The organism is Brevundimonas sp. KH_058, from assembly GCF_057838505.1.
Genome location: NZ_CM174469.1, coordinates 2892067 through 2911597 on the forward strand (window position 1 = coordinate 2892067; position 19531 = coordinate 2911597).

Consider the following 19531-nt stretch of genomic DNA (forward strand, 5'->3'; position numbering starts at 1 on the left):
GCATGACGAGGGGGTTAAGACGTGACGACGCTTTCGTGATCGCCCCGCAGCAGGCTAGAGCCCAGGGATGCTGCCCATCCACGCCGTTCTGGAACCGCTGAAAGCCGCCCTTGCGAGCGGCAATACGGCGGTGTTGGCCGCGCCTCCGGGGGCCGGAAAGACGACGGTCGTGCCTCTGGCGCTGCTGGATCAGCCGTGGCTGGAGGGCAAGGTTCTGGTGCTGGAGCCGCGACGCCTGGCCGCACGGGCTGCAGCCGACCGGATGGCGAAAACGCTAGGCGAACAGGCGGGTGAGACCGTGGGGTATCGCACCCGGTTGCAGAGCCGCATCGGGCCGAGGACGCGGATCGAGGTGATCACCGAGGGCGTCTTCACGCGCATGATTCTGGACGATCCGGGTCTGGACGGCGTGGGCGCGGTCCTGTTCGACGAGTTTCACGAACGCAGCCTGGACGCGGATCTGGGGCTGGCCCTGGCGCGCGAGACGCAAGGCCTGCTGCGTGAGGATCTGCGTCTGCTGGTCATGTCGGCGACGCTGGACGTCGTGGGGGTGTCGCGACTGCTTGACGGTGCGCCGGTGATCGAGGCCGAGGGGCGGGCCTGGCCGGTCGAGACTCGGTATCTGGGCCGCAATCCGTCCGAACGGTTCGAAGAGGCCGTGGCGCGGGCCTGTCTGACGGCGCTGGGCGAGCAGACGGGGTCGATGCTGGTCTTCCTGCCGGGGCAGGGCGAGATCCACCGGGTCGCGCGGATCGTGAACGACCGGCTGCGACTGCCCAATGTCGATGTCGCGCCGCTGTATGGCGGGCTGGACCGGGCCGAGCAGGACCGGGCCATCGAACCGGCGACGCCGGGACGGCGCAAGCTGGTGCTGGCGACATCGGTCGCGGAGACCAGCCTGACCATCGAGGGCGTGCGGGTGGTGATCGACGGCGGCCTGTCGCGGGTTCCGCGCTTCGAGCCGTCCAGTGGCCTGACCCGGCTGGCGACGGTCAAAGTCAGTCGCTCCTCGGCCGAACAAAGACGCGGCCGCGCCGGACGCACCGAGCCGGGCGTCTGCTATCGCCTGTGGGACGAGGAACAGACGCGCGGTCTGGTCCCGCATCAGCGCCCGGAAATCCAGGAGGCGGACCTGACCGGCCTGGCGCTGGATCTGGCGCGATGGGGCGCGCGGTCGGTCGATGGGCTGGCCCTGCTGGACCCGCCGCCGGCCGGGGCCATGGCCGAAGCGCGCAAGGTGCTGATGCGACTGGGGGCGCTGGATGCGGACGGGGGGCTGTCGAAACATGGGCTGCGGCTGACGCGGATCCCGTTATCGCCGCGGCTGGCCCATATGGTGGCCGTGGCGTCGGACGGGGGCGATGCGATGATGGGCGCGCGGATCGCGGCGGTGCTGAGCGAGCCGGGCTTGGGCGGATCGGGCGTGGATCTGGCGGATCGGCTGATCGGGCTGGAGCGGGATCGGTCACAAAGAGCGCGCGACGCGATGAAGCTGGCGGATCGTTGGGCGCGCGCGGCAGGCGGCGGATCGGGTCGGACGATCGATCCGGGCCTGCTGCTGGCCGAAGCCTTCCCCGAGCGGATCGCCAAGGCGCGAGGCAAGGCGGGCGAGCTTTTGTTGGCCAGCGGGCGAGGGGCCGTGCTGGAGGCGACCGACCACTTGGTTCGCGAACCCTGGCTTGCGGTGGCGGACCTGGGCGGCGGCGATGCGCGCGACCGGGTGCGACTGGCGGCGGCGCTAGATGAAGATCGGATCGAGACCGACCTGGCGCGGCTGATCTCGGTCGAGGATCGGCTGGTGCGCGAGCCGTCGGGGCGTTCGGTCATCCGACGGTCGCGGCGCATCGGGGCTATCGTGCTGGACGAAAAGATCGTCGGCGCGCCGGATGCGAAGATGCTGGCCGCCGCCCTGCGGGCCGAAGTCGAGGCGGAGGGGCTAGGCGCGCTGAAATGGGGCGAGCAGGCGTCTGGCCTGCGCGCGCGGCTGGCCTTTCTGCATGATCGCGACCCAGCCTGGCCCGATGTTTCGGACGCCGCCTTGCTGGCGGCGCGCGAGGACTGGCTGTGGCCCTTGCTGGAAGGGGCCAAGTCGCTGGAGGCGATCGGAGATGTCCGGCTGGCCGAAGCCTTGCGCGGCTTGATCCCATGGGATTTGCAGCGACGGCTGGACGACCTGGCGCCCACGCGTCTGGTAACGCCGCTGGGGTCGGCGGCCATCGATTACGGCGCCGAGGGCGGGCCGCGCGTCGACATTCGCGTGCAGGAACTGTTCGGCGTGAAGACGCATCCGACCGTCGGTGGCGTGCCGTTGACCCTGGCCCTGCTGTCGCCGGCGCGACGGCCCGTGCAGGTGACGAAGGACTTGCCGCGCTTCTGGGCCGGTTCCTGGGCGGCGGTGCGGGCCGAGATGCGGGGGCGCTATCCACGTCACCCCTGGCCCGAGAACCCGGCCGAGGCGCAACCGACGAACCGGGTGAAGCCGCGCGGGACCTGATCGCCTTGACGCGGCGGCAGGGAAACGGGCATCGCTGAGGGCAACTGGGAGCCTACGATGTCCGACGCCGTCCTGCCGAAGAACTCCACCGGTCGCGTGCTGTTCGCCAGCCTGATCGGCACGACGATCGAGTTCTTCGACTTCTACATCTATGCCACCGCCGCCGTTCTGGTGTTTCCGGCCTTGTTCTTCCCCGGCGAAGATCCGGGCACGGCCCTGTTGTCGTCGTTCGCCACCTTCTCCATCGCCTTCTTCGCGCGGCCCATCGGCGCCCTGGCGTTCGGGCATTTCGGGGACCGGGTCGGGCGCAAGGCGACGTTGGTCGTGGCCCTGATGACCATGGGCCTGTCGACCGTGGCCATCGGCCTGTTGCCGACGCACCAGCAGGTCGGTCTGCTAGCGCCCCTGCTGCTCGCCTTGTGCCGGTTCGGCCAGGGTTTGGGCCTGGGCGGTGAATGGGGCGGGGCGGTTCTGCTGGCGACCGAGAATGCGCCGCCGGGAAAGAAGGCCTGGTTCGGCATGTTCCCGCAGCTTGGCGCGCCCATCGGCTTCATCCTGTCGACGACCTCCTTCATCATCCTGACCTCGACCATGAGCGAGAGCGCATTCGAGGCCTGGGGCTGGCGTATCCCGTTCCTGGCCAGCGCCATACTGGTGTTCGTCGGCCTGTGGGTGCGGCTGAAGATCTCCGAGACCCCCGAGTTCCAGAAGGCTGTGGATCGCGACGAGCGGGTCAAGGCGCCGGCCGTGACACTGTTCGCCCATCACAAGGCGGCGCTGGTGCTGGGGACATTCAGCGGGGTGACGACCTTCACCCTGTTCTATCTGATGACGGTCTTCGCCCTGGGGTGGGCGACGACGGGGATGGGGCTGGCGCGGGCCGACGTCCTGCCGATCCAGTTGATCGGCGTGCTGTTCTTCGCCGCCTGCATTCCGGTGACGGCGCTGCTGGCCGACCGATACGGTCAGGTTAAGGTGCTGATCTGGTCGTCGGTGGGGATCGGCCTGTTCGGCTTTTTGTTCGCGTCTCTGTTCGGAGGCGGGCTGACCGGCTTGCTGATCTTCTTTGCGCTGGGGTTCGCCCTGATGGGCTGCACCTATGGCCCCATCGGCGCGGCCATGGCGCGGCCGTTCCCGACAGCGGTACGCTATACCGGCGCGTCGATGGCCTTCAATCTGGCGGGCATTCTGGGGGCGTCGCTGGCGCCCTATATCGCGCTGAAGCTGGCGGAGCGGTTCGGGCCGGGGGCCGTGGGCGGCTATCTGGTTATTTCGGCCCTGGTCACCATCGTCGCCCTGTGGGGCATGGGGCGTGTGGCGCCCGAAGAGAAGCATTAGGCCTCGTCGGTCGCCGCATAGACCATGATGCCTGTGGCGATGGCCAGGTTCAGGCTGTCGGCGCGGCCGCGCATCGGGATTTTGACGTTGATGTCACAGGCGGCGGCCAAATCATCGGTCAGGCCGGCCTGTTCATTGCCCATCAGGATCAGCGACGGCTGTTTCATCACCGCCGAGCGGTGACTGACCTTGGCGTCCAGTCGGGTGCCGACCACGCTGCCGGGCCAGGTCTGACGCCAAGCCAGGAAGGCCTCGGGCGTGGTCTTTGTAATCGAGACGGCGAAGACCGACCCCATGGTGGCCCGAACCGCCTCGACCGAATAGGGATCGACGCAGTCGCCGATCAGGATCACGCCGCCGCAACCAGCCGCGTCCGCCGTGCGGATGATGGTGCCCAGGTTTCCGGGGTCACGCACCTGCTCCAGCGCGACCCAGCAGGGGGCGGAGGCGGGGTTCAGGCTGTCCAGAGGGGCATAGGCCTGTTCGAACACGCCCAGCACGGTCTGCGGATTGTCGCGCCGGCTGATCTTTTCGAGAATGGCGTGGGTGACGACGACGATGTCGCCGCCGGCCCTGGTCGTCTCGGCCTTGGCGCGGTCCAGCAGGGGGTGGGGGCGGGCGTCCTCGCCGACCAGCAGCATTCTGGGTGCGCGGCCTTGGTCCAGCGCCTCGCCGATGAACTTCAGACCCTCGGCCAGGAAGGTCCCGGTCAGATCGCGTTCCTTGCGCATATGCAGGGCGCGGACGCCCTTGACCGTGTCGTTGGTCAGGGAGGTGATGACGCGTTCGGTCATTTGCTCCACCGCGCAAAGAAGGACAGGCCGATGGCGCGGGCCTCCGGGCCGTCTTCGGACAGGGCCAGTTCGCCCCAATCGATGCGTCCGCCGCGATCCTGCGTGGCCTCGACCATCAAATGCGCCAGCGACAGGCCCGACACCCGCGCTGCATAGGCGTTCAGCAGCAGGAAGTCGGCGTCGTCGCCCAGAAGGGCGGCGCAGTCCTTCAACAGGGCGGGCATGTCCTCGAACAGGCGCCAGACTTCGCCGGTCGGGCCGCGGCCGTATTTGGGCGGGTCCAGAATGATGCCGTCGTATTTCGATCCGCGTCGTACCTCACGCGCGACGTATTTGCGGGCGTCCTCGACGATCCAGCGGATCGGATGCTGGGCCAGGCCCGACTGTTCGGCGTTCTCGCGGGCGTAGGCGACCGACTTCTTGGAGGCGTCGACGTGAGTGACCTCGGCGCCGGCTGCGGCGGCGGCCAGGCTGGCGACGCCGGTGTAGCCGAAGAGGTTCAGGATCTTCGGCGCCCGGCCGGCTGTGCGCTCGAAGTCGCGCACGCGATTGTCCAGCCATTCCCAGTTCGCGGCCTGTTCAGGGAAGAAGGCCAGGTGGCGGAAGGGGGTAAAGCGGCCGGTGAACTTCACGTCGCGCCATTTCAGAGGGAAGGCGTCGATGGGGCCGTGTTGGTCGAACTTCCAGCGGCCGCTATCTTCCTCTTCCTGCTGGGGGTCGAAAGTCGCTGTGGCGTTTTCGAAGGCCGCCGGATCGCGCGGCGACCAGAAACATTGCGGCTCGGGCCGGACCACGGTGTAGCGGCCGTAGCGTTCCAGCTTCTTGCCGTCGCCGGAGTCCAGCAGGGCGTAGTCGGACCAGCCGGAGGTCACGAGCGTTTCGGGAGTTCTTGAAAGGACGGGCGCCATCGTCGGGCTGATAGGCGCTCAGGCGGCCTCGCGTCCAGACTCCTGCGCCACGACGGTCAATTCCGGCGCATGGACTTCGCTGTCGTGCGGGGTCTTGTCCCAGACGTGAGGCTCGACGACCAGGCGCCAGGCGGCGTGGACGAAGGCCAGGCTGAGCAGAGACCAATAGGCGGGGGCGGCCAACATGTCGCCGAGACGATAGTCCAGTCCCGCGCGCTTGGCGCCGACGGCGCAACCCATCCAGGCGGCAATTACGCCCAGGGCCAGGACGCCCAGCGAACCCACAGGCGTCGCCGGCGCGATCCCCGCATGAAGCCCGACCATCAGCGCCGAAGCCAGCCAGGCAAGGGTGGGGGCATGGGCCGCGGCCGAAAGGATGCCCGCGCCCAGCGTCATGACCAGCGACAGCAGGCCGCGTCGACCCAGGCCGAGCGGTCGTCGGGTGTGGACGCCCCAGGTCTGCATATAGCCCTTCAGCCACCGGGTCCGCTGAGGTAGCCAACGGTCCAAAGCGCCGGGCGGGGTCTCCCAGGTCGGGCAGTCGATGACGTCCAGCTTCCAGCCCAGCGACCACAGCCGAAAGCCGAGGTCGGCGTCCTCGGTCACATTATGCGCGTCCCAGCCGCCGGCGGCGCGCAGGGCGGTCATTCGGATGTGGTTGCTGGTGCCGCCCAAAGGGAAGGGCAGGCCCAGCCGCGCCATGCCCGGCAGCGTCACGTCAAACAAGGCAGCGTATTCGAAGGCGAACTGTCGATCCAGGAAGGCGGAGCCGGGCCGACCCGAGGGGCGGATGCGCAGCGGCGCCTGGAGGCATCCCAGCCGAGGCTGGGCGACGAAACGCGCCGCCGCCTGGCGTAGCTGTTGCGGATGCGGTCGGTCTTCGGCGTCGTAGATGGTGACCAGATCGCCTGTGGCCTGCCTCAGCGCGTGGTTCAGCGCGCGGGGCTTGGTCAGGGGCGAGCCGGGCGGGACGACCACAATCTTGATCCAGAACGGGCGCGGCGTGGCCTGTGCAACGGCGAGTGTGGCGTGGTCGTGCGTCTCCAGGACGATGAAGGCTTCGATCCGATCGGGCGGATAGTCGATGCGGGCCAGGTTTGCGATCAGTTGCGGCGTCACCGCCGCCTCGTCATGCAGCGCCGCCAAGATGGTGTAGCGTGGCCATACGATAGGTCGAGCGCAGGGCTTTGGTCGGCGCAGGCTGGCGATCGCGACGACGGTCTTCCAGATCGCCGAGACGACGAAGGCGGCCTGGAACAGAACAAGCAGCGCCAGGAAGGCGGCTTGAGGCCAGCGGACCAGGGCGGCAGCGGAGCCCAAGGCCAGCAAGATCATCGCCGTGATCTGAAAACCGCTGGGCATGCGGCGCGCGGCGCCATTCCTGCGAGGCGTGATCCCCGGATGTGTCCAGACCTCCATGTCGCCGCACCCCGCATCTCCACAACCGTTAATCGCTATTTGAAACAACCGCGTTCGGCAAGCTGGTTGGCGTCTGGGACGGATTGTCGCTATTCAAGGCGCCTTACCCGGAGCAGCCGCTTGTCTGACGTTTCGAACTCTTCGCGCACGACCCGAAAGCCCAAGGGCGAAGGCCATTCGCGACGCGGCGAAATCCTGACGGCGGCGGAGCGCATCTTCGTCGAGCACGGCTATGAGGGCGCGACGATTCGCAAGATCGCGGACGAGGTTGGCCTGTCGTCCACGGCGCTCTACATGCATTTCCCCGACAAGGGCGCGATCCTGCAGGAGATCTGCCGCGACGCCTTTTCGCGCCTGATCGCGGCCAATGCGGCTGTGGCGGACGAGGATGCCCCGCCGATACGCCGGTTGCGTCGGATGATCGAAGGCTACGTCGATTTCGGTTTCGCCCATCCCAACGCCTATCGCCTGATCTATCTGACGCGGCCGGTCGAGGCGCGCGAGGGCGCCCAAGATATGGCGCGCGAACTGGGCGGCGGTCTGTTCACGACGCTGGAAGCGACGGTGGCTGACGCGGTGACGGCCGGCGACCTGAAAGGCGATCCCAGCGTCTTAGCCCAGGCCATATGGGCGACGGCGCACGGGGTGGTGTCGTTGATGATCACCAAGCCGTATTTTCCGTGGGCGGATCGTCAGACCTTGGTTGACACGATGCTGGACGCCCTGTTCGCCGGTTTGCCTCGACCATGAAGCGCAGTCTTGGGGCGTTCACGGCCCTGATCTTGATCGCCGGCGCAGGCGTGGCTCAGGCAAAACCGTTGCGGGTAATGGCGCTCGATCAGTGTGCGGATCAATATGTTCTGGCGCTTGCACCGGATGCGGAACTGGCGCTGTCGCCCCGCGCCGACGATCCCGACGCTTGGTTGCGGCACGAGGCGGCAGGACACAAGCGGTTGCGGCCCACGCTGGAGGCGGCGGTGGGTTTCAGGCCGGATGTGGTGGTCCGCTACTGGGGCGGTGAGCCCCGACTGCTGACGGCGCTGGAACAGCGCGGGGTCAAGGTGATCACCATCAATGACGCCGTCGATCTGGAGGGCATTCGCCAGAACATCCGCACGGCGGCGCGCGATCTGGGCGAGGTCGAGCGGGGACGCCGGCTGGAGCAGCGGATGGACGCCAAGCTGGCGCGGGCGGCGCCGGATGGCCAGACGACGGAGGCGCCGGGTGCGGTCTATCTGACCTCGGGGGGCTTCACCTCCGGGCCGGGCACGCTGATGGATGCGATGATGCGCGCGGCGGGATTTCGCAATCTGACCACGGCCCCCGGCTTCGGCGCCGTCAGCGTGGAGCAGATCGCCCTGAACCCGCCGGCGCGGTTCATTCTGGGCTTCTTCGATCAGTTGCGGGCCGATCTGCGCGGCCCCGGCCGTCATCCGGTCGTTCGCCGTGCGGCCGAGGGACGGACGGCGGCGCGGTTGCCGGCGGCCAGCCTGACCTGTCCGGCGTGGTTCGCGGCCGATGCGGTGGCGATGATGGCTGAGGGGCGGCCGTGACCGGGACGGTGCGACTGTGCCTGATCCTGGGCCTGCTGATCGTGGCGGCACTGGCGTTGGCGATCCTGGCGGGCGAGACGGCGTTCAGCGGGGCGCAGTATGCAGCTGCGTTTGGCGATCCGACGTCTGGGCCGGCTGAAGTGCTGTGGCAGGTGCGGGCGCCGCGCGCGGTCTGCGCCCTGGTCGTAGGCGCGGCCCTTGGACTCGCGGGCGCGGTCATGCAGGGACTGTTGCGCAATCCGCTGGCCGATCCGGGCGTGCTCGGGGTTTCGGCGACGGCGGCCCTGGGCGCGGCGTTGGCCATCGTGCTGGGCGCTGCGGCCGTGCCGGGCCTGGTCGAGGTTTCGGCGCTGGCGGGCGCGGCGCTGGCTGGGGGGCTGTTGATCGCGGCGTCCAAGGCCATGCGGGCGCCCGAGGCGCTGATCCTGTTCGGGGTGGCGCTGTCCAGTTTCGCGGGCGCGGCGACCGCCTTGATCTTCAACCTGTCGCCGTCGCCGATCGCCTCGGCGGAGGTTATGTCGTGGCTGCTAGGATCGGTGCAGAACCGAAGCTGGGTTGATGTGGCCTGGGTGACGCCTGCGGTGATCGTCGCGGCGGTGTTCGCCGGTCTGTCGGGATCGGGCCTGCGAATGCTGACCTTGGGCGACGAGGGGGCGGCGACGTCAGGACTGAACATGGGGCGAATTCGATTGTTCGCCCTGATCGCTGCGGCAGTGGCGACCGGGGCGGCGGTCGCGGTAGCGGGTGTCATCGGCTTCGTGGGGCTGGCCGCGCCGCATCTGGTGCGGACGGCGGTGCGGGGTGACGCGAAGCGGATATTGGCGCCCTCGGCGCTGGCGGGCGGGTTGATGTTGGTCGTCGCGGACCTGCTGGCGCGGCTGACGCCGACGGATCAGGAGCTGAAGCTGGGTGTGTTCACGGCCCTGATCGGAGCGCCGCTGTTTGCCCTGATCGCCTGGCGGGCGGCGCGGGAGTGGCGGCTGTGAGCCTTTTGTCGCTGGAGAAGGTTCAGGCGCGGCTCGGCAAGGCTGTGGTTCTGGATGGGGTCGATCTGTCGGTTTCGGCCGGCGAGATCGTCGCCCTGTGCGGGCCGAACGGGGCGGGCAAGAGCAGCGCCATTCGTGCGGCCGTCGGCCTGCTGGCGACCACCGGCGGTGAGGTCAGGCTGGGCGGGACGCAGATCACAGACCTGTCCCATCGTCAGCGGGCGGAACGAGCGGCCTATCTGCCGCAGGAACGGCGGATCGCCTGGAACCTGCCGGCGGTCGAGGTAGCGGCCCTGGGCGCGCCGTTTCTGTCAGGTGCGGAAGCCTTGGCGCGGGCTAAGGCGGCGCTGGACGAGGTCGGCGCTGGTCATCTGGCGGATCGCGGCGTGGCGGAGATGTCGGGGGGTGAGCGGGCGCGCGTTCTGCTGGCGCGAGCCCTGGTGGTCGATACGCCGCTGCTGCTGGCCGACGAGCCGATCGCTGGGCTGGACCCGGATGCTCAGCGGCTGGTGCTGGAACGGCTGAGGGCGCGCGCCGACGGCGGGGCAGGGGTTCTGGTCAGCCTTCACGACCTGACTTTGGCGGCCACGGTGGCGGACCGCGTCGTGGTGCTGGACCAGGGCCGAGTGGTCGCCGACGCCGTGCCCATGGAGGCGCTGGCGCCCACCGTCCTTCGTCAGGTATTCGGGTTGGACGGCGGCTGGATCGAGGGACCGAACGGACCGCTGCTGGCGGCCCACCGGGCTCAGTAGGCGATATAGGGTCGCGCACCGGCCGCCGAGCCGCGTGCGATGTCGGCCGACGGCGTCAGCGGCGCCGTGCCGCCGTTAAGGCGCGCCTTGTAGACGGCCATGTTTTCCATCACCCGCATCATATAGTTGCGCGTCTCCGTGAAGGGCGCGCACTCGATGAAGTCGATGGTCTTGACCGCATCGCCGCGCGGGTCGCCGCAGCGGGCGATCCACTGGCTCGGACGCACCGGGCCGGCGTTGTAGCCCACCGTCGCCAGCAGCATGGAGCCGTTGTTGGACGCCATCAGCTCACCCAGGTGATAGCTGCCCAGCGTCATGTTGTAGTCGGGATCCCAGAGCTGTTCGGCCGAATAGCTCATGCCCAGGCGACGAGCCACGCCCGAGGCGGTGGACGGCAGGAATTGCATCATGCCGCGTGCATCGGCGCCAGAACGAGCGCGCGGGTCGAAGCTGGATTCCTGGCGGGTGATGGCCTGGGTGAACTCCAGCGGCGCGGCGCCGGCGACCTGGGGCGGGACGCGGATGGGATACATGCGCTCGGGCATGACGAAGCCGCGCTGGCTGGCGGCGCGACCGACCATCATGGCGGTGAAGCCTTCGCCATAGCCGCGTGACAGGTCCATCAGCAGGGCCAGGTCGTTGATCGTCGGCAAATCGTTGTCGAGCTGATAGGCGAAGACGCGCAGCAGGCTGGTTTCGCCCGTCTCGCCCAGGATGCGCGTGGCGCGGACGATCTCATTGCTTTCGAAGCGGGCGATGTCCGACTGCGAAGGTACGGGTTCGCCCGGCAATTGCAGCGTGGTGATGCCCGCCTTCTCGGCCGCCAGCTGACCATAGAAGGTCTGCCAGTGCTGGGCGCCATTGCGATAATAGGCGAGAGCGGCGTCGCGCTCGCCGCGCGCCTCGGCGGCCCGACCCAGCCAGTAATAGGCGCGGCCCTGCGTGATCGGGGTGGAGGAGGCGGTGCGCAGGGCCTCAAAGTGGCGAGCGGCGACCTCGGGTTGGTTCAGCTTGGTCAGGGCGACCCAGCCGGCGAAGAACTCGGCATCCACCATCCGGTCGCCCGAGGTGAAGCCGTGGCCGTTCATGGCGTCATAGGCGGCGCGCCAGTTGCCTTGCTGCAGGGCGTCGAGGAAGTAGTTGCGACGCTCGCTCCACAGCGTGTTGTCGCCGGCCGTGTGGGCGGGTGCAGGCGGCAGATTGGCCAGCAGAGCGAAACCCTCGGACTGGCGGTTCTGCGACCGCAGGAGGCGGACGCGTTCAAGAACGACGGCGGGATCGGCCGCCTGGGCAGACGTCAGATTGGCGATGACGGCGTCGGGGCTGTAGGCCGAACGCAATGTCATGACCGTGTTGGCGATGGCGGCGCGGTCGGGCGACACCAGATTGACCATGCTGCGCGTCGCCGGACCGTGCGGGCCAAGCAGCAGCATGTTCAGCCGCGCCTCGTGATCGGCGGGCGTCAGCCAGGATCCCCACTGGCCGAGGATGCGCGACTGGGGCGCGTCGTCGAACGAGCGGGTGCGCCACCAGTCTCGGACCAGGGCGCGGGCCTCGTCCTGGCGACCGCGTTGCTCCAGAGCCGAGGCATAGGCGATGGCCCCTTCGACCGTCGTGGGCTTGCCGTCGGACATCAGGGACAGGGCCGCATCGGCGCCCATGCCGGAACGGTCCAGCACCTTTTCGGCGGCGGCGCGACGTGATTCGCCGCGCGGCCAGTTCGCCAGATCGTTCTGACCACGCGCCAGGTCAGCGTATGACAGCTGCTCGCCCGAGGTGTCGATCAGCGCCCATTCGACCAGTTTGCGCGCCGAGGCGTCCCTGATCTGGGACATGGCGGACTGGGCGCCGAAGACGTCGCGGGCGCGCGCCGCCGCCAGACCCTGGCGAAACAGAGCTGTGTCCTGATCGTTCAGCACCCGGCCCTGATAGGTGGCGGAATAGCCGGGCACGGACGACGACGCCGAGGCGTAGGGAACAGGCTGGGAGGGCAGGGCGTCCTGCGGGGTCGGCGCAAGAACGGCGAGGGCCGCCGCCAGACTGGTCGCTATCATGATCTGTCCTGTTCTCATTCAATCCGGTTGCGGCGAAGCCGCTGGCGACCTAACGTCCCGCGCTCATTGCAAAGGCGATGAACATCCGTCCATCGTCCCTCCCCACGCAGGCCAAGTTTAGTCTCATGACCGCCCCCTTGTTCAAGGGCGTGATCACCGCCCTGATCACACCACTTCGTGACGGAAACGTGGACGAAGCCGCATTCGCCAAATTGCTGGAGCGCCAGATCGCCGCAGGGGTCCATGGCGTCGTGCCGATGGGCACGACGGGCGAGGGCGCCAGCATGGACCTGGACGAGCAAAAGCACGTGATCGAACTGTGCGTGCGGCTGACGGCAGGGCGCGTCGCTGTCATCGCCGGCACGGGATCGCCCTATACGAAAGAAGCCATCGATCTGACCGGCCACGCCAAGACGGTGGGTGCGGACGGGGCATTGATCGTCACCCCCTATTATATCCGTCCGTCGCAGGCGGGCATGGCGGCTCATTTCGAGGCCATCGCGGACGCGGTCCAACTGCCGATCCTGCTTTACAACGTGCCGGGGCGCACCGGGGCCGACCTGTCTAATGAGACGGTGGCGCGGCTGGCGGCCCATCCGAACATCGTCGGCATCAAGGACGCCACCGGCGACATGAGCCGGGTCAGCTGGATGCGGACCAATATCGGCGGCCAGTTCGACCTGATCTCGGGCGATGACCCGAGCTATCTGGGTTATCACGCCACCGGCGGGGTCGGGCTGATCTCCGTGGCGTCCAATGTCGCGCCCGAAGCCATGGTCGCCCTGCACAATGCGGCCGCGGCGGGCGATTACGCCACCGCTCGCGACTGGCAGGACCGGCTGATCGGCCTGTGCAAGGCGCTGTTCCTCGACAACTCGCCGGCGCCGACCAAATATGCTTTGGCTCGGTTGGGCCTGTGCAGCGAGGAGGCGCGCCTGCCGCTGTCGCCGACGTCGGAAGCGGTCAAGCCGATCATCGACCGCGCCATGGCGGATGCGGGCGTCGGCTGATGGCGCCGCAACCCCAGTCCAAATCCAAGGTCATCGCCGAGAACCGCCGCGCCAGGTTCGACTATTTCCTTGAGGAGAATATCGAGGCGGGGATCCAGTTGCTGGGCACCGAGATCAAGGCTCTGCGCGACGGGCGGGCCAATATCGCTGAAAGCTATGCGGCGGTGGAGGGGCGTGAGATCGTCCTGATCAACGCCGACATCCCGCCGTACAAACAGGCCAATCGCTTCAACCACGAGCCGCGTCGGCCGCGGAAACTGCTGCTGCATCGCAAGCAGATCGACCGGCTGATCGGCGCCGTTCAGCGCGACGGCCAGACGATCATTCCGCTGAAGCTCTATCTGAATGACGCAGGCAAGGCGAAGCTGGAGATCGCCTTGGCCAAGGGCAAGAAGCTGCATGACAAGCGCGAGGCGTCGGCCGAACGCGACTGGCAGCGCGACAAGGCCCGGCTGATGCGCGACAAGGGCTGAGGCTCAGGCGTCGATCAGGGTGCGGACTCGGTCGAAAATATCCTCGAACATCTGAGGCGTCAGGCGGCCGGTGTTCGTGTTCAGCCGCGAGCAGTGATAGCTGTTCAGGATCACATAGCCGCCGGCCTCGCCCTGGGCGCCGTGACCGGCCGGCATCGCCGAAGCGGCACGACCGAACGCCTTGAGGATATTGCGGCGCGACACGTCGCCCAGGGTCACGATCACCTTCAGATTGGGCAGCAGAGCCAGCCGGTCGATAAGGAACGGCCTGCAGGTGGTCTCCTCGATCGGCAGAGGCTTGTTACCGGGCGGGGCGCAGCGGACGGCATTGGTGATCATGCAGTCCGTTAGCGTCAGGTCGTCCTCGCCGTTCGGGTCGTAATGGCCATGCGCGAAGCCCGTCTTCTTGAGGGTGTCGTACAGCAGCCAGCCGGCATGATCGCCCGTGAAGGGACGGCCGGTGCGGTTCGCGCCGGTGCGGCCGGGCGCGAGGCCCGCGATCAGCAGGCGCGCGTTCGGATCGCCGAACGAGGCGGCGGGACCGTTCCACCAGTCGGGGTTCTGGCGCGCATTCTCCTGGCGATAGGCGACCAGACGCGGGCATAACGGGCAGTCGCGGGGCGGCTCGGGCGTCAGCATCACTGGGGCCCCTTCGGACGGCCGAACTCGGCCATCAGATCGTTCAGATCGAGGAAGGCGTCGGCCTGACGGCGCAGTTCGTCGGCGATGTGCGGCGGCTGGGTCTTCTGGGTCGAGATGACGGTGACGCGTACGCCCTTCGCCTGAACCGCCTGCACCACCCGTCGGAAGTCGCCATCGCCGGAGAACAGCACCGCGTGGTCCAGGTGTGGAGCCATCTCCAGCATGTCCACCGCGATCTCGATGTCCATATTGCCTTTGATCCGGCTGTGGCCCTGGCCGTCGGTAAAACGCTTCACCGGCTTGGTAACGACCGAAAAGCCGTTGTAGTCCAGCCAGTCCACCAGGGGCTTCACCGGCGAGAATTCTTCGCCCTCGACCACGGCCGTGTAGTAATATGCCCGTGTCAGGATCGATTTCTCGCGGAACCAGTCCAGCATCCGCCGAAAGTCCATGTCGTGCTGCAAGGCGCGCGCGGCGGAATAAAGATTTGACCCGTCGATAAAGATCGCCAGCCGGTCGGTGGAATGAAACATGGTCGATGCCGTCGAAAGAGATGAAAAATCGGACTGCGCGGCCACGCTCGGCTTCGATGTCGGAATCGATGACGGGTTAGACCTGAATGATGCAGTCATCGTGGCGCTGGGCTGCAATGACAAGGGGGCATGGTCCTCATGCCGCGAAGCGCTGGAAGCGGCGCTGGCGCGATTTCGATGCGAGGGGATCGATGTCGTGGCGAGGTCGTCGTGGTGGTCGTCCCTGGCGTGGCCCGATCCGCAGGACCCGCCCTTTCTGAATGGTGTCGTGATGGTGCGCACCGACCATGATCCGCACGAACTGATGGCTGCGCTGGGACGGATCGAGGACGCCTTCGGTCGCGAGCGGTCAGTTCGCAATGCGCCGCGGACGCTGGATCTGGACCTGGTCGCCTATGGGCGGCTGAGCGGCGATCTGGACGGGCTGATCCTGCCCCATCCCCGCGCAGCCGAGCGACGGTTCGTCATGGGGCCTATCGTCGAGATCGCGCCGCTCTGGCGGCATCCGACGCAGGGCGGGACGGCGAGCGAACTGGTGGAGACCGCGTCGGTCGGTCGCGACGCCCATCCCTTGAAGTAGTCGATCGTTCGTGAGCTGATCTCGGCCCTGACACCGGGAGACATTTGATGCTCATTCTTTCGCTGACCGTCCTGCTCACTGCCGGAGCGATGCAGGAATCGCATCCTGCGCCCGCCTCACCGCCAGCCGGCGTCGGCCTGGTGATCCATGAGGCGGATACGATGGTTCGCCAGTCGCCGCCGCACAACGGCACGGGGATGAGTACTGCCTACCGAATCTCGGGCGTGGCCCCGAACCGGTCGATGGAGTTCAGGAAGCGCGTCATGCATCCGGGATCTTCCATCGGTCTGCATGTCATCGCCCACGACGAGGTCTATCATGTCGTCAGCGGAGAGGGGGACGTGACCACGGACGGTGTCACGACCCGGATGAAGGCCGGCGATACGGCCTATCTGTATGACGGCGGCAATGTCGGCATCCAACAGGTGGGTGAGGACGATCTGGTGCTGATCATCGCCTATCCTCTGGCGCGTCGAACCGACTGACGCCGCACTTTCGCCCCTGTGGCGTTGCAAAAGTCAGTCCCCATCTGTATTTGACGCGGTTCTCCCCCGCGTTCGAGGAATTTCATGGCCCGCGTCACCGTCGAAGACTGCATCGAGAAGGTTCCGAACCGCTTTGGTCTGGTGCTGATTGCCGGCCACCGCGCCCGCAGCATCGCCAACGGCTCCGCCCTGACGATCGACCGCGACAACGACAAGAACCCCGTCGTGGCTCTGCGTGAGATCGCCGACGACACCGTCGTGCCGGACGAACTGCGCGAGACCATCATCACCACGCTGCAACGCGTCGATGAGCGTACGGAAGCCGAGGACGAAGCGGAAACGGTCGCCCTGCTGGCCGCGCCGCAGCACATGAACATGGCCGAGGCGGAACTGATCCGCGCCCTGCAAAGCGACCGCGACGGCGGTCAGGAGGAGCGGTACTGACGCCCGAGGGAGCCCCTGGCGTCACTATCCTGCCGGCGCGGACCGAAACGGTTCCGCCGGCGCCCCAAGCTGCAAACAAAAACGACCCGAAATCGGCCGCCCCAGATTCCGCGGCGCCGGTCAAGCGCGCGCCGATCTTGCGCCAGTTCGAGCTGATCGAGGCCGTAAAGGCCTATGACCCGACCGCAGACGAAGCGCTTCTGAACCGCGCCTACGTCTATGCGATGAAGATGCACGGCTCGCAGCTGCGGGCCTCGGGCGATCCCTATTTCGCGCACCCGATCCAGGTCGCGGGGATCCTGACCGACTACAAGCTCGACACCGCCACCATCGTCACCGCCCTGCTGCACGACGTGGTCGAGGACACCTCGGCGACGCGCGACGACATCGCCGGCATGTTCGGCGAGGAGGTCGCGGTCCTGGTCGAGGGCGTGACCAAGCTGAGCCGGCTGGAGCTTCAGGCCGAGCACACGCGACAGGCCGAAAACCTGCGCAAGTTCATCCTGGCCATCAGTCGCGACGTGCGGGTGTTGCTGGTCAAGCTGGCCGACCGCCTGCACAACATGCGCACGCTTCAGTATGTGAAGCCGGAGAAGCGCGAGCGGATCAGCCGCGAAACGCTGGAAGTCTATGCGCCGCTGGGCCGTTCGATCGGCATCCATTCCATCGCCTCCGAGCTGGAAGAGCTGGCCTTCACCCACCTGAACCCGACCGCCAAGACCGCCATCGAGCGGCGGCTGGAGGCGCTGAAGCTGGAGCATGGCCGCGCCATTGAGGGCGTGGCGGACGAGGTCGAGCGGGTGCTGTCCGAGGCGGGCCTGAAGGCCAATGTCTATGGCCGGCAGAAAACGCCCTATTCGATCTGGCGCAAGCTGCAGCGCAAGTCGGTCGGCTTTTCGTCCCTGTCGGACATCTATGGCTTCCGCGTCATCGTCGAGGCGGAAGACGACTGTTATCGCGCGCTGGGCGTGATCCACCGCGAATGGCCGATGGTGCCCGAGCGGTTCAAGGACTTCATCTCGACGCCCAAGTCGAACAACTATCGCTCGCTGCACACGACCGTCGTCGGGCCGCGCGGCCTGCGCATCGAAATGCAGATCCGCACCGAGGACATGGATCGGATCGCCGAGGATGGTGTCGCCGCACACTGGCGTTACAAGAACCAGTCCTATGGCTTCGACCGCGAGGCGATGGAACAGGGCGGTGGGCGCGACCCGCTGCAGAACCTTCGCCATCTGGTGCAGGTGATCGAGCACGGCGAGGGTGGCGAGGACTGGGTCGAGCACGCCAAGCTCGAAATGTATCTGGATCAGGTGTTCGTCTTCACGCCCAAGGGTCAGCTGGTGACGCTGCCGCGCGGCGGCATGCCGCTGGACTTCGCCTATGCCGTCCACACCGAGGTCGGGGACACGGCCGTCGGGGTCAAGGTCAATGGCGAGCTGAAGCCGATGCGGACGCCGCTGCAGAACGGCGACGTGATCGAGATCATTCGCGGCTCCAAGCGGGAAGTGCCGGCCGACTGGCGCAGCCTGACGGTGACGGGCCGCGCGCGCTCGGCGATCCGCCGCCACATCCGCACGTCGGAACGGGAAGAGTTCATCAAGCTGGGCCGCGTGGCGCTGGATCAGACCCTGGGGCGGGTGGAAAAGACACTGACCGACGTGTCGCTGAAGCCGGTGCTGGAGATGCTGGCGGTCGCCAATGACGAGGATCTGTTCGAGGGGCTGGGCCGGGGGCGGCTGTCGCCCACGACCGCCGCCGAAATCCTGTTTCCCGCGCTGAAGGGGCGGCTGAAGGCCGGACCGGAGAAGCAACGGATCGAGGGTGACAAGGCGCGGCTGTTCGTGCGCGGCGGCGGGCTGACGCCCGGCGTGACGGTGCATTTCGGACAGTGCTGCACGCCGGTGCCGGGCGACCGGATCGTGGGCATCCTGGAGCCGGAATCCGGCCTGACCGTACACACCATCGACTGTCAGACCCTGGCGGCTTTCGCCGACGACGATTCGGTCTGGCACGATCTGCAATGGACGCCCCAGGCCGAGACGGATGCGGTGGCCGCCGCTCGCATTCGCGCGACGATCCGCAATGCGCCGGGCGTGCTGGGCCAGGTCACGACCCTGATCGGCGAGGCCGGCGGCAACATCATCAATCTGTCGATGGCGCACCGTCAGCAGGACTTCTTCGACGTGGACGTGGATGTCGAGGTCGAGGACGCCAAGCATGCGACCATGATCATGGCGGCGCTGCGCGCCAATCCCTCGGTCGATTCCGTCGAGCGCGCGCGGGGCGAATGAGCAATCCCACCAAGCCGAACGCGGCCCAGATGGCGTCGCCGTCCTATCGCATGGCGGCGATGGATCAGGACTTCCTGCTGGGCGATTCCATGCGCGGCGTTCGGTTCCTGATGGAATACGCCAAGCCCGAAGAGGCGCTCAGGGCCTGGGGCGTGCGCTCCACCATCGTCGTTTTCGGTAGTGCGCGCATCCGCGAGGGCCATCGCTGGTACGAGGAGGCGCGAGCATTCGGCCGGCTGGCGTCCGAGCGAGGCGGGGCGTTTCGGGGTTCGGTGGGCGAGCCGCGTGACAACGTCATCGCCACCGGCGGAGGGCCGGGCATCATGGAGGCCGCCAATCGTGGCGCGGTGGACGCCGGCGCGCCGTCCGTGGGGTTCAATATCGTCCTGCCGCACGAGCAGGAACCGAACGCCTATTCGACGCCGGAACTGACCTTCCTGTTCCACTATTTCGCGATGCGGAAGATGCATCTGGCGATGCGGGCCAATGCGCTGGTGGTCTTTCCCGGCGGGTTCGGCACCTTCGACGAGATGTTCGAGATGCTGACCCTGCGCCAGACGAAGAAGGCGCCGCCTGTACCGGTCGTTCTGGTGGACAAGGCCTACTGGACCTCGGTGATCGGTTTCGACGCCTTGGTCGAGCATGGGATGATCGCACCCTCGGATTTGGACCTGATCGGTTTCGCCGAGGACGCCGAGGGTGTCTGGGCCGAACTGCTGGCGCGCGGGCTGCGGCCGAACGAAAACATCGAATGAAGCGTCGCCGGAGGGTT

The 19531-nt window shown here is 67.4% G+C and carries 19 protein-coding genes; 13 read left to right on the forward strand and 6 right to left on the reverse strand.

Translation table 11 applies throughout. The features are described from left to right. Window positions 1-67 precede the first annotated feature (67 nt). Both hrpB and AC3ISA_RS14320 read left to right on the forward strand, forming a co-directional pair. A complete protein-coding gene (gene hrpB, locus AC3ISA_RS14315) occupies window positions 68-2494 on the forward strand; it encodes an ATP-dependent helicase HrpB (protein WP_489178395.1) in 2427 nt (808 codons plus the stop codon). Window positions 2495-2551: 57 nt separating this feature from the next. After that, the gene (locus AC3ISA_RS14320) at window positions 2552-3832 is read left to right on the forward strand and encodes an MFS transporter (RefSeq protein ID WP_489178396.1); all 1281 of its coding nucleotides are present in this window, start codon (window positions 2552-2554) and stop codon (window positions 3830-3832) included. Here AC3ISA_RS14320 and AC3ISA_RS14325 read toward each other — a convergent pair. From AC3ISA_RS14325 to AC3ISA_RS14335, 3 genes are read right to left on the reverse strand one after another with little or no spacing between them, the layout of a single operon-like run. After that, window positions 3829-4626, reverse strand: coding sequence for a TrmH family RNA methyltransferase (locus AC3ISA_RS14325; RefSeq protein WP_489178397.1), 798 nt, complete (start codon window positions 4624-4626; stop codon window positions 3829-3831). The genes AC3ISA_RS14320 and AC3ISA_RS14325 overlap by 4 nt on opposite strands. After that, window positions 4623-5534, reverse strand: coding sequence for an RsmD family RNA methyltransferase (locus AC3ISA_RS14330; protein WP_489178398.1), 912 nt, complete (start codon window positions 5532-5534; stop codon window positions 4623-4625). The genes AC3ISA_RS14325 and AC3ISA_RS14330 overlap by 4 nt, the downstream gene beginning before the upstream one ends. An 18-nt stretch (window positions 5535-5552) precedes the next feature. Further along, the gene (locus AC3ISA_RS14335) at window positions 5553-6896 is read right to left on the reverse strand and encodes a glycosyltransferase (RefSeq protein WP_489178399.1); all 1344 of its coding nucleotides are present in this window, start codon (window positions 6894-6896) and stop codon (window positions 5553-5555) included. Between the two features lie 177 nt (window positions 6897-7073). Here AC3ISA_RS14335 and AC3ISA_RS14340 point away from each other — a divergent pair, with 177 nt between their 5' ends. The 4 genes from AC3ISA_RS14340 to AC3ISA_RS14355 are packed head-to-tail and all read left to right on the forward strand — an operon-like array spanning window position 7074 to window position 10244. Beyond that, the gene (locus AC3ISA_RS14340) at window positions 7074-7703 is read left to right on the forward strand and encodes a TetR/AcrR family transcriptional regulator (protein ID WP_489178400.1); all 630 of its coding nucleotides are present in this window, start codon (window positions 7074-7076) and stop codon (window positions 7701-7703) included. Beyond that, window positions 7700-8506, forward strand: coding sequence for an ABC transporter substrate-binding protein (locus AC3ISA_RS14345; protein WP_489178401.1), 807 nt, complete (start codon window positions 7700-7702; stop codon window positions 8504-8506). The genes AC3ISA_RS14340 and AC3ISA_RS14345 overlap by 4 nt, the downstream gene beginning before the upstream one ends. Next, window positions 8503-9492, forward strand: coding sequence for a FecCD family ABC transporter permease (locus AC3ISA_RS14350; RefSeq protein WP_489178402.1), 990 nt, complete (start codon window positions 8503-8505; stop codon window positions 9490-9492). Before AC3ISA_RS14345 ends, AC3ISA_RS14350 begins: the two co-directional genes overlap by 4 nt. After that, window positions 9489-10244: an ABC transporter ATP-binding protein gene (locus AC3ISA_RS14355; protein ID WP_489178403.1), complete on the forward strand. Its 756-nt coding sequence runs from the start codon at window positions 9489-9491 to the stop codon at window positions 10242-10244. The genes AC3ISA_RS14350 and AC3ISA_RS14355 overlap by 4 nt, the downstream gene beginning before the upstream one ends. Here AC3ISA_RS14355 and AC3ISA_RS14360 read toward each other — a convergent pair. Continuing rightward, the gene (locus tag AC3ISA_RS14360; RefSeq protein WP_489178404.1) at window positions 10238-12298 is read right to left on the reverse strand and encodes a lytic transglycosylase domain-containing protein; all 2061 of its coding nucleotides are present in this window, start codon (window positions 12296-12298) and stop codon (window positions 10238-10240) included. The two genes, AC3ISA_RS14355 and AC3ISA_RS14360, sit on opposite strands and share 7 nt — an antisense overlap. Before the next feature lie 125 nt (window positions 12299-12423). Here AC3ISA_RS14360 and dapA point away from each other — a divergent pair, with 125 nt between their 5' ends. Together dapA and smpB are read left to right on the forward strand one after the other, a co-directional pair. Then, window positions 12424-13308, forward strand: a complete 885-nt coding sequence (gene dapA / locus AC3ISA_RS14365; RefSeq protein ID WP_489178405.1) for a 4-hydroxy-tetrahydrodipicolinate synthase — start codon at window positions 12424-12426, stop codon at window positions 13306-13308. Next, a complete protein-coding gene (gene smpB / locus AC3ISA_RS14370; protein WP_159851251.1) occupies window positions 13308-13781 on the forward strand; it encodes an SsrA-binding protein SmpB in 474 nt (157 codons plus the stop codon). The genes dapA and smpB overlap by 1 nt, the downstream gene beginning before the upstream one ends. Before the next feature lie 3 nt (window positions 13782-13784). Here smpB and AC3ISA_RS14375 read toward each other — a convergent pair whose 3' ends face one another. Together AC3ISA_RS14375 and AC3ISA_RS14380 are read right to left on the reverse strand one after the other, a co-directional pair. After that, window positions 13785-14420 (reverse strand): uracil-DNA glycosylase, encoded by a 636-nt coding sequence (locus AC3ISA_RS14375; RefSeq protein WP_489178406.1) that lies wholly within the window; start codon window positions 14418-14420, stop codon window positions 13785-13787. After that, window positions 14420-14956, reverse strand: a complete 537-nt coding sequence (locus AC3ISA_RS14380) for a LabA-like NYN domain-containing protein (RefSeq protein WP_489178407.1) — start codon at window positions 14954-14956, stop codon at window positions 14420-14422. Before AC3ISA_RS14380 ends, AC3ISA_RS14375 begins: the two co-directional genes overlap by 1 nt. On the opposite strand from AC3ISA_RS14380, the gene folK reads away from it, so the two are divergent. The 5 genes from folK (at window position 14955) to AC3ISA_RS14405 (ending at window position 19514) form a co-directional block, all read left to right on the forward strand. Continuing rightward, a complete protein-coding gene (folK, locus tag AC3ISA_RS14385; RefSeq protein ID WP_489178408.1) occupies window positions 14955-15536 on the forward strand; it encodes a 2-amino-4-hydroxy-6-hydroxymethyldihydropteridine diphosphokinase in 582 nt (193 codons plus the stop codon). The genes AC3ISA_RS14380 and folK overlap by 2 nt on opposite strands. 47 nt (window positions 15537-15583) lie before the next feature. Continuing rightward, window positions 15584-16021, forward strand: a complete 438-nt coding sequence (locus tag AC3ISA_RS14390) for a cupin domain-containing protein (RefSeq protein ID WP_489178409.1) — start codon at window positions 15584-15586, stop codon at window positions 16019-16021. Between the two features lie 84 nt (window positions 16022-16105). Then, window positions 16106-16465, forward strand: a complete 360-nt coding sequence (gene rpoZ, locus AC3ISA_RS14395) for a DNA-directed RNA polymerase subunit omega (RefSeq protein ID WP_159851259.1) — start codon at window positions 16106-16108, stop codon at window positions 16463-16465. Window positions 16466-16599: 134 nt separating this feature from the next. Continuing rightward, window positions 16600-18759 carry a RelA/SpoT family protein gene (locus tag AC3ISA_RS14400; protein WP_489180118.1) on the forward strand — a complete coding sequence of 720 codons (2160 nt, stop codon included), beginning with the start codon at window positions 16600-16602 and terminating at the stop codon, window positions 18757-18759. Then, entirely contained in the window at window positions 18756-19514 is a 759-nt protein-coding gene (locus tag AC3ISA_RS14405; protein WP_489178410.1) for an LOG family protein, read from the forward strand. Before AC3ISA_RS14400 ends, AC3ISA_RS14405 begins: the two co-directional genes overlap by 4 nt. The last annotated feature ends 17 nt before the right edge of the window (window positions 19515-19531 follow it).

Coding starts and splice junctions, on each gene's coding strand:
- hrpB (WP_489178395.1), top strand. CDS start 68: ATGCTGCCCATCCACGCCGTTCTGGAACCGCTGAAAGCCGCCCTTGCG.
- smpB (WP_159851251.1), top strand. CDS start 13,308: ATGGCGCCGCAACCCCAGTCCAAATCCAAGGTCATCGCCGAGAACCGC.
- AC3ISA_RS14375 (WP_489178406.1), bottom strand. CDS start 14,420: ATGCTGACGCCCGAGCCGCCCCGCGACTGCCCGTTATGCCCGCGTCTG.
- AC3ISA_RS14390 (WP_489178409.1), top strand. CDS start 15,584: ATGCTCATTCTTTCGCTGACCGTCCTGCTCACTGCCGGAGCGATGCAG.
- AC3ISA_RS14335 (WP_489178399.1), bottom strand. CDS start 6,896: ATGCCCAGCGGTTTTCAGATCACGGCGATGATCTTGCTGGCCTTGGGC.
- AC3ISA_RS14325 (WP_489178397.1), bottom strand. CDS start 4,626: ATGACCGAACGCGTCATCACCTCCCTGACCAACGACACGGTCAAGGGC.
- rpoZ (WP_159851259.1), top strand. CDS start 16,106: ATGGCCCGCGTCACCGTCGAAGACTGCATCGAGAAGGTTCCGAACCGC.
- AC3ISA_RS14405 (WP_489178410.1), top strand. CDS start 18,756: ATGAGCAATCCCACCAAGCCGAACGCGGCCCAGATGGCGTCGCCGTCC.
- AC3ISA_RS14345 (WP_489178401.1), top strand. CDS start 7,700: ATGAAGCGCAGTCTTGGGGCGTTCACGGCCCTGATCTTGATCGCCGGC.
- dapA (WP_489178405.1), top strand. CDS start 12,424: ATGACCGCCCCCTTGTTCAAGGGCGTGATCACCGCCCTGATCACACCA.
- AC3ISA_RS14360 (WP_489178404.1), bottom strand. CDS start 12,298: ATGATAGCGACCAGTCTGGCGGCGGCCCTCGCCGTTCTTGCGCCGACC.
- AC3ISA_RS14330 (WP_489178398.1), bottom strand. CDS start 5,534: ATGGCGCCCGTCCTTTCAAGAACTCCCGAAACGCTCGTGACCTCCGGC.
- folK (WP_489178408.1), top strand. CDS start 14,955: ATGGTCGATGCCGTCGAAAGAGATGAAAAATCGGACTGCGCGGCCACG.
- AC3ISA_RS14380 (WP_489178407.1), bottom strand. CDS start 14,956: ATGTTTCATTCCACCGACCGGCTGGCGATCTTTATCGACGGGTCAAAT.
- AC3ISA_RS14320 (WP_489178396.1), top strand. CDS start 2,552: ATGTCCGACGCCGTCCTGCCGAAGAACTCCACCGGTCGCGTGCTGTTC.